Annotated in this window: 10 protein-coding genes, 2 tRNA genes and 2 pseudogenes; 1 reads left to right on the top strand and 13 read right to left on the bottom strand. The window is 41.7% G+C overall.

Going from position 1 to position 7,863, the window contains the following annotated elements; genetic code table 11:
- From VZ94_RS23765 to VZ94_RS32560, 13 genes and pseudogenes are all read right to left on the bottom strand, one after another.
- The coding region (locus VZ94_RS23765) for a site-specific integrase (protein ID WP_192828685.1) at positions 1-607 on the bottom strand (607 nt) is incomplete at its 3' end.
- 16 nt (positions 608-623) lie between these two features.
- A complete protein-coding gene (locus VZ94_RS23760; protein ID WP_052700764.1) occupies positions 624-959 on the bottom strand; it encodes a hypothetical protein in 336 nt (111 codons plus the stop codon).
- A gap of 165 nt (positions 960-1,124) precedes the next feature.
- Positions 1,125-1,198: transfer RNA gene (locus VZ94_RS19560), tRNA-Cys, on the bottom strand.
- 47 nt (positions 1,199-1,245) lie between these two features.
- Positions 1,246-1,320: transfer RNA gene (locus VZ94_RS19555), tRNA-Gly, on the bottom strand.
- Positions 1,321-1,372: 52 nt separating this feature from the next.
- Positions 1,373-1,885 carry a hypothetical protein gene (locus VZ94_RS19550; RefSeq protein WP_045780515.1) on the bottom strand — a complete coding sequence of 171 codons (513 nt, stop codon included), beginning with the start codon at positions 1,883-1,885 and terminating at the stop codon, positions 1,373-1,375.
- Positions 1,886-2,078: 193 nt separating this feature from the next.
- Positions 2,079-2,393 (bottom strand): hypothetical protein, encoded by a 315-nt coding sequence (locus tag VZ94_RS29780; protein ID WP_239650101.1) that lies wholly within the window; start codon positions 2,391-2,393, stop codon positions 2,079-2,081.
- Position 2,394: 1 nt separating this feature from the next.
- Entirely contained in the window at positions 2,395-2,877 is a 483-nt protein-coding gene (locus tag VZ94_RS29775; protein WP_239650100.1) for a hypothetical protein, read from the bottom strand.
- Entirely contained in the window at positions 2,843-3,631 is a 789-nt protein-coding gene (locus VZ94_RS29770) for a cyclic-di-GMP receptor FimW-related protein (protein ID WP_239650099.1), read from the bottom strand. The genes VZ94_RS29775 and VZ94_RS29770 overlap by 35 nt, the downstream gene beginning before the upstream one ends.
- Positions 3,632-3,661: 30 nt before the next feature.
- A complete protein-coding gene (locus VZ94_RS19540; protein WP_045780514.1) occupies positions 3,662-4,465 on the bottom strand; it encodes an ABC transporter permease in 804 nt (267 codons plus the stop codon).
- Positions 4,462-5,203, bottom strand: a pseudogene (locus VZ94_RS33370) (ABC transporter ATP-binding protein). Before VZ94_RS33370 ends, VZ94_RS19540 begins: the two are co-directional and overlap by 4 nt.
- A pseudogene (locus VZ94_RS19530) lies at positions 5,200-6,169 on the bottom strand (PQQ-dependent catabolism-associated beta-propeller protein). Before VZ94_RS19530 ends, VZ94_RS33370 begins: the two co-directional pseudogenes overlap by 4 nt.
- A 9-nt stretch (positions 6,170-6,178) precedes the next feature.
- Positions 6,179-7,180: an ABC transporter substrate-binding protein gene (locus VZ94_RS19525; protein ID WP_338040541.1), complete on the bottom strand. Its 1,002-nt coding sequence runs from the start codon at positions 7,178-7,180 to the stop codon at positions 6,179-6,181.
- Positions 7,122-7,382 (bottom strand): hypothetical protein, encoded by a 261-nt coding sequence (locus tag VZ94_RS32560; RefSeq protein WP_338040540.1) that lies wholly within the window; start codon positions 7,380-7,382, stop codon positions 7,122-7,124. Before VZ94_RS32560 ends, VZ94_RS19525 begins: the two co-directional genes overlap by 59 nt.
- A 231-nt stretch (positions 7,383-7,613) precedes the next feature.
- On the opposite strand from VZ94_RS32560, the gene VZ94_RS19520 reads away from it, so the two are divergent.
- Positions 7,614-7,863: DMT family protein (locus VZ94_RS19520; protein WP_369126310.1), on the top strand; the 250-nt coding region annotated here is incomplete at its 3' end.

Below are 7,863 nucleotides of genomic sequence, written 5' to 3'. Positions count from 1 at the left end.
CATGGCGCAGGTCATGAAAATGCAAACCATCGCACCCGGCTAATTGTGCGATAGTTGCCCATTTACGGCTTAGGCGCATAGTCGTATTACGCAGCGATTCTTTCCGACCATCCCAAAAAGAAAAAACAAATTGCTCGCGCTTAGGTTGCCATTCTTTAAGTGCAGAGACGGCAATCGAAGATAACGGAACTTGGCGTTTATCGCCATTTTTCGTTTTATCGAGAAAAATAGTTCTCTTATCGAGTTCTATTTGGTCGAATGTTAATGTGTACATTTCACGCAATCGCATCGCTGTTTCAACCGCCAACACGAATAATAACCGCCATTCGTCATTGTCTTTTTGAATACCGCGCTCTTTGTTATCCGGCACGCCGCCGTCGATAATCCACAAAATCCGTTCATATTCCCCAGGGTTGAGCCGTCTATCGCGCTCAACATCGTGCTTGGCTTCGCCGTCGATAGCTGTATAAGTAGCGTATTTTTTAGGCAGCAATCGAATAGGGTTTGTGCCTAACCAATCATTACGCATACACCAATCAAACATCCTAGCAACAGCACCGGTTTTGTGGCGAATCGTAACCGGGGCTAATCGGTTTTTTTGCTTCATTGTTGAAACCCAGGATTCAGCCCAGGAAAAAAGTGAGCGCGTTTGTTTTCCATGTTTCCATTTCGGGTAATAACGCATTCAGCAAAAGCCGGTCTGAATCCGATACAGCGACTTTAACTAAATACTCTCGCGCCCATGTATCGACGGTTTGAGCGGATGATTTAAAATTATCCTGTTGTTCTTGTAATTCAACCGGAACAATACCTTGGTCTAATAGCTTTTCAATAGCCGCTGCATATTCTCTAGCTTCTTTTTCGGTTGATGCGCTTGAATAATGTGCTTTAGGCAGAACACCTTTGCGCCTGATTATAATTTCCCAACTGCCAGCACTACGCCGCCTAATCGTTGCCATATCGTACTCGTGTAGATTACCAAACTGGTTGCTTCAGAGTGGTTTTAACCACTTTAAAGTGAATTTTTACGGTATTTTTACACTATTTTTGCGCTATTGTTCAATGATTAAAATCGACAGGCATAAAAAAACCGCTCGTAAGCGGTTGAATATATTAGCCTAGTTTGGAGGCTGCGATCGGAATCGAACCGATATAGACGGCTTTGCAGGCCGCTGCATAACCATTTTGCTACGCAGCCTTAGAATCAAAATAAAAAAGCCGCGATGGTCGCGGCTTTAGAATTCTTGGAGCGGGAAACGAGATTCGAACTCGCGACCCCAACCTTGGCAAGGTTGTGCTCTACCACTGAGCTATTCCCGCGCTTCAATTTATTCGGTGTATTATATAGACTTTGATTAGGTTGTCAATATTTTTATTGAACTTCTATAGATAATGCCCAACCAGAATTACCTTTACATTCGCCTTCTTCAATTTGCACTTTTGAAAAGGTGTTCTTCTTGCCGTAAGCATCTTGAAGCTGAAGCAATGTAACAGGTGTGCCTTGTTCTATATGTTGACAAAAGCCATTGGTGTCAGCTTCTTCAACGACGTCATAAGCTTCTATTGTGCCTGGTACGCTGACTAAACGTACTTTAGCGGTTTTATCAAACGCATTGACGCTTTTTAATACATAGCGCTGACCGACAACGAGGTCCTTAATGGTTGGGCCAGTTAATTTTTTTTCACCGCCACCGCCAGCCATAGACACAGCGAGTAGCAGAACAACAGCGCCTGCTATCGCGCCATAAAACACTTTAGGATTAGAGTCTTTTAGGGCTAATACGGTATTCATTAATCCGCTAGCAGCATTTTTTGCCGATTCAACTGATTCTTTAACGTTGTCAGTTGCACTTGCTGTTTCGGTGGTGTTTTCTTCATTACTCATCTCATATCCTCCAAGGTGAAACTTAGTTATTATTGTTACGCTCGATTGGTTACGCTAAATATGTTAAATCTGTAGTTTTTTCATACCAGCATCCAATTTATCATGAAGTTAAATCTTATCAAGCGCGTTTATTAAAGATTTTACCAGGCAAATCATTAATGCGGGATAAAATAGTAAGTTTTTTAGTCTATGTCTATTTTCTTTTTTCAGTTACCCGTAAACATTCATATTGCCAGTAGCCCAAGCCTATATTTATTTTGCTCTTTAATACGATAGGGAAGTCATCTTGGTTAATAAATAAACGCACCAAATCCCCTTCTTTTAAGACAAAATTATCGCTAATAATGTAGCTTGCGCCTTCTTCTTCTAGCGTTTTATAAAATAAAGCCGGTTTAGGTGACTCTGTTTTCGGTGCCGATATAGGTAAATAACCGACCGCAATGGATTGATGGGTTAGTAATCGCACACCAAAGCTGATTTTGTTGTCCTCTTTTTCGACAACTAACATATCAATAATGCCGAGAAAAACGTTTGTGCTCGGGCATGTCGATACGTCTAAAACTGACTAAGCTGCCTATGGATAAGAGTCCGCTTTGTTTTAGCTCACATGAAAGCATTCGATTAGAAATCGAGTAGGCCAAATATTCCAGCACTTCATCAGAACCAACCGCAATCGCTTTTTGTAGTTTGTAGGTTGCAGATAATCCTATAGCAATATACCTGTCTAGGCGGTCATTGAATAATGCCGCACTTTGTAGCGTATTACCGGCCCAGCGTTGACTCAGGTAGTGTAATAGCTCTTTAGGGAAGTCTTCAACATGGCCTGAAATTCCCGTGCCTGGACTGTTAAATCGCGAGGAGCCGTTGTTGGCTGTTGCTGCTTGATACGAATCTAATGCATGGCATAACCGAGTCAAATCAACATAAAGTTTTGCCGAATCGCTTTCTTGTTGTTGCTCATTTTTTTGAAAAAAACGGTGCAATATCTTCATCAACTAATACAAGGCATTGTATGGGCTGCTCAGTAACGGGCGCTGTTTTCAATGAAACAAGCTGGGTTAATTTGTCGACAAATTGATAAACGCTTTTGATTTCATTCTGCATGAGTCCAGTCGGATCAGCTAAGCTTAATAACAAAATTTGTAAATAAGCTTCTTCAGGACTTACGTTTTTATTAGGTGTTTCATTAAGCGCGATTTGTGTCGTATGTTTTTTTATCTTAATGCTTAATTTGTAGAGTGCATGCAAATCCATCCATATCCAACTGGGGACAGGCATACCCATCATCAAGTGACTAGCCACGATTGCGCTTAAACCCTTAATACAGCGAACTATTGCTAATACGGCATTTTTGCTTTGAAACCAGCCAATCTCATGTTGCGTCAGCTCTTTAGCAATAATCCAATAACTTAATGTAAATTGTCTTTGTAGAGCGACAAGCAGTCCTAGCGTTTTTTTATCATTTTCGTCTTTTGGAAAACCGGATTTCATTAATTTTGTGCGTAAAAATTCCTCAATGGTAAAAAGACTGGGTATAAGCATTTCTAATGCATCCAATCTTAATTGTGCAGGCATTTTTATCGAGTTAAATTCAGCTAAATAATCAAAAATCAGCCTGACGGCCAGTATTGGATTAGCAATCGGTAATTCAGAAATCCATTGCGCAAGAATTTTACCCTCATATTCTTTTAATCGTTGAGGATTCGAGTGCTGCTTGGGAATAACGAGAAAAAATGACTGTTTCAAGCAAATATCCAGATTAATTATTGAGTAAGATCAAGCCTGAGTCCTTCTTGCCATCATGCCTTTAGAGGGGTTATAGCCTAAAATAGCTAATCCCATAAACACAATAAAAGCGGACGCGGTATAAACTAAAGCAAATACATTTAATTGACCGTATAACGCAAATCTAATCAATTCAACGGCTTGAGAAAACGGGTTAAATTGAGCGATGAGTTCTAAAGCGTGGCTGGACTCTTTTAATTTCCATAGTGGATAAAGCGCTGTGGATAAAAAGAACATTGGAAAAATGACAAAATTCATGACGCCAGCAAAGTTTTCTAATTGTTTAATCAATGACGACAGCAATAAGCCGAGTGCGCCTAGCATTAGGCCAGACAGTAATAAGGCAGGCAATACGCCTAAATAGCCTTCCCAAGGTGCGTGGATACCATAACCCCAGGCAATAGCTAAAAAAACATATACTTGCAGGATAGATACGCCGGTGCCCGCTAATAGTTTGCTAATTAACAAAAACCAACGTGGCAATGGGCACACCATTAGTAAGCGCATACTGCCCATTTCTCTATCGTAGACCATTGATAATGAGCTTTGCATACCATTAAAAAGCTGTATCATGCCGCATAGTCCTGGTGTTATATAGACTTCGTATAGAATATAAGTTTGATAAGGCGGAATAATGGCAAGACCTAACGCTGCTCTAAAGCCTGCCGCAAAGACAAATAACCATACCAGGGGTCGTACTAGTGCAGAAATAAACCGTTCACGTTGGGTAACGAAACGCCATAATTCACGCCAGACGATGCCAGACATGGCTAACCAATAATGCAGAATACTCATGACTTACTGTCCTGGGTCAATAAATAAAACGCGTCTTTTACCGTAGTAGTTTCGGTTTGTGCTAATAGGTCAGGAATAGAGGCGGTCGCTTTAATGCTACCCTTGTGCAAAACAATTAACGTGTCGTTTGGGTAAATTTCATCGATTAAATGACTTGCCCAAAGTACGGCAATTTGCTGGCTAGTCACCAAATCATGAACATATTCCACAATCGCCGTGCGACTAGGTACATCAAGTCCTACGGTGGGTTCGTCTAATAACAATAACTCAGGTTTATGCAGTAAAGCTCGGGCAATTTCAACTCTGCGCTTATGACCGCCGTTGAGTTGCCGAACTTTCTCAAACCTGCGCTCGTACATGTTTAAGCGCTCCAACTCTTGTTGAATTCTGGTTTTTGCAGCTTTAGCACTCATGCCATACAAGGCGGCATGGTAGGTTAAATTTTTGCATAACGGTTAAATCTAGGTCTAGTGTCGATTGCTGAAACACAATACCTAATTTAGCTAAGGCTAGTCGTGTCTGCCGTTTTATATCGTGACCACAAATTGTGATACTGCCGTTACGCGTATCATATAAACGAGTGATTAATGCGAATAACGTGCTTTTACCGGCACCATTAGGCCCTAATAAAATAGCGCATTGTCCAGGGTGAACGGTAAAACTCACCTGATCTAGTGCGGTTTTAGTTTGATAAGCAAAACTTAATTCGCTTATCGATAAGGCGGCAATAGAATTCATGGTTTAACGGCTACGCCCCAAGGAGAAGTGCCAACGGCAATAGACTGAGTGACAGTTAAGCTATCTACATCAATGATGGAAATGTCGTTGCTTAAGCCATTGGTCGTGTATAAGCGTTTTTTCATCAGGTGAAAAAGCTAAGTTCCAAACCCTAGCGCCAACCAGTAGATTTTTCTCTATCTCATAGGTTTGGGCATTAATAACGGCGACATGATTGGCGGGTCCTAGCGCAACAAACGCTTTTTGTCGTTGTTTATCAATGGCAATGCCAACCGGTTGAATCTTATCAGCGTTAACACCGTTTACGCTCAATGTTAGGTTTTTAACCAATTGTTTATTTGCGGCATCGTAAATCATCAGCGTTCCTGCCATTTCCGATGTTACCCACAGTTGTTGGCTATCGGCAGTAAAGCTAGCTGCTCTGGGCCTTGGGTCGACTAAAGTATTTTCTTCAATTTGATAGTCTTTAGTATTAATCCAATGCACCATATTAGTGGTTTCTGTGGCACTAATTAGCCATTTGTTATCAGGCTGACTGTAATGCCTTCCGGTTCTACCCCGACCTTAATTTGTTTAATGGCTTTTTTTTGTGCAATATCGATGACCGTTACTAAGCTGTCGTCCTCGTTAGAAACATAAAGCTTATCGCCCGCAGGGCTTACCACAAAGGTTTCTGGGTCATCGCCTGACGGCAGTTTGCCTAATTCTTGTAGCGTGGTCGCATCAAGCATTTTTATGGTGTTTTCATCACTGACGGCGACGAATAAAAAATTTGCCATCAGGGCTTAGCGCAATGCCGCGAGGTCTTGCTCCTATGGCTACGGTTTTAGTGAGTTTGCCAGCAATGGGATCGATAATGGCAAGAGCATTATCTTTTTCTAAGGTGACAAAGACAGTTTCTGCTGCTGCGCAGGTTGTATTGAGTATGGCGCAGAGGCTAAAGAGTAACGGTAAACATTTGGTCATAAGTTTAAGTTAAGGTTGCCAATGACATGAAGTTTCGGGTTGATCGAAGCCTAAGGTGTCAAGTTCGGTGGTTGGATGTAAAAAGCCTTCAATCGGTGCAACGCTGACTAAAGCTCTAGGAGCAGCTAATAATACCGGTTGGCGTAACTGGCCATCCCATAGTCTGAATGATAAAGGGCTGCCTTTATAGCCTTGCAGCGTAAATTTGTTACTGAGTAAAAATTCTTTTATGGGTTGCAGTTGGTTGCTTTTTGTGCGGGTAGCAGCTTCACCTAAGGCACGCACGGCAAGATACGCCGCATAATCTATTTCTTCCATCCAGCGCCCCGCTAATTCTTTAAAGCGGTTTTGCATTTGTATAGCACCCCATTGCTCGTGGCTAAGATGCCAAGACGTCGCTATTAATCCTTGTGTGCCAACTACGGGTCTAGGTGACCAGGTGCGATAATCTAAATAATCGCCAAATAAGCCTTGTTCGTCCGCTACGATTAAAACATCATAATCGTCATCCAGTTGTGTGAACACGGCTACGTCAGCTTGGGCGGTATGTCGAGATTCAAAATTATGTTCCCACGTCTTTTCGGCGACCAGAGTGATATTGAGTTTTTTTGCCGAGCGTTTTATCGCATCGGCATAAAGACGGTCTTCGGGTTGTGGGCCTATCACTAAAAACGCTTTAGTCCAGCGCTTTTTAAGCAAGTATTGCGCCAATGCGTCCGTACGCATTGCGCGGCTTGGCATTAAATGCACGACGTTGCTACGACATTGTTCGCCGCGCAAAGCGTCGTCAGTCGTGGCGGCATCTAAAATAAGCATAGATTGTGCTGTGGGTAAATCTGCCAGTGCTAATAATTCTGCTGCGGGTAATGCGGTGATTAAAAATTGAAATTTACCGGCAATATGTTGGTTAAAGACCTCAGTGCTATTGCCTGATTTCGGCACGGTAAAGGCCTTAATCTGGTAGTCCTGTCCGGTAAAATTGCCCGGTTGTATTATTGTCGGCGATTGCAAGTTGTGCCCCTGGAATGCCTTTATCGGGAATATTAGGCGTAATATTTGATAACACCGGTGGCGGTGCCATTTCTTTAAGCAAAAAGGCGATTTCAATAACTTGTTTTTTGGGTTCGGTTTTTTTTGCTTGCACATTGACTGTGCCTATTGCAAATAACAGAAAAACGAGGTTAATCCAGCACGTCTGAGGTTGCCAACGCATGATAGGTTTTTTGTCTGAGATAAAGAAAGGTTATAACCAAGGTGTCGTAATAATTTTAGGATATATTTCCTAGTGATGAAAAACTATGTAGTTTTTGAAGATAGCACGAAAATGTCGATTAGTCTGCATAAGTGGGGTTGAAGCAATGGATTTGAGAAAGTAATCACGGTTTGTTGTCATGAGGTGTTGTTGTTTGTTTAAAATAGCTTAATTTAATCAACGGTGTGATGTATGCAACCTATTGGCTATACGCTTTTATTTCTAACATTGAGTAATATTTTTATGACCTTTGCTTGGTATGCGCACTTAAAAGAATTGACCGCTAAGCCTTGGTATATTGCTGTCATAGTGAGTTGGGGCGTTGCGTTTTTTGAATACGTCCTGCAAGTTCCTGGCAATCGTATCGGTTATACGGTCTTTTCAATTGCCCAATTGAAAAATTTTACAAGAAGTCATTGCGTTGTTGGTGTTTATTCCTTTT

Source organism: Methylocucumis oryzae (assembly GCF_000963695.1).
Taxonomy (GTDB): Bacteria; Pseudomonadota; Gammaproteobacteria; order Methylococcales; family Methylomonadaceae; genus Methylovulum; species Methylovulum oryzae.
This window is presented reverse-complemented; position numbering and strand designations above follow the sequence as displayed.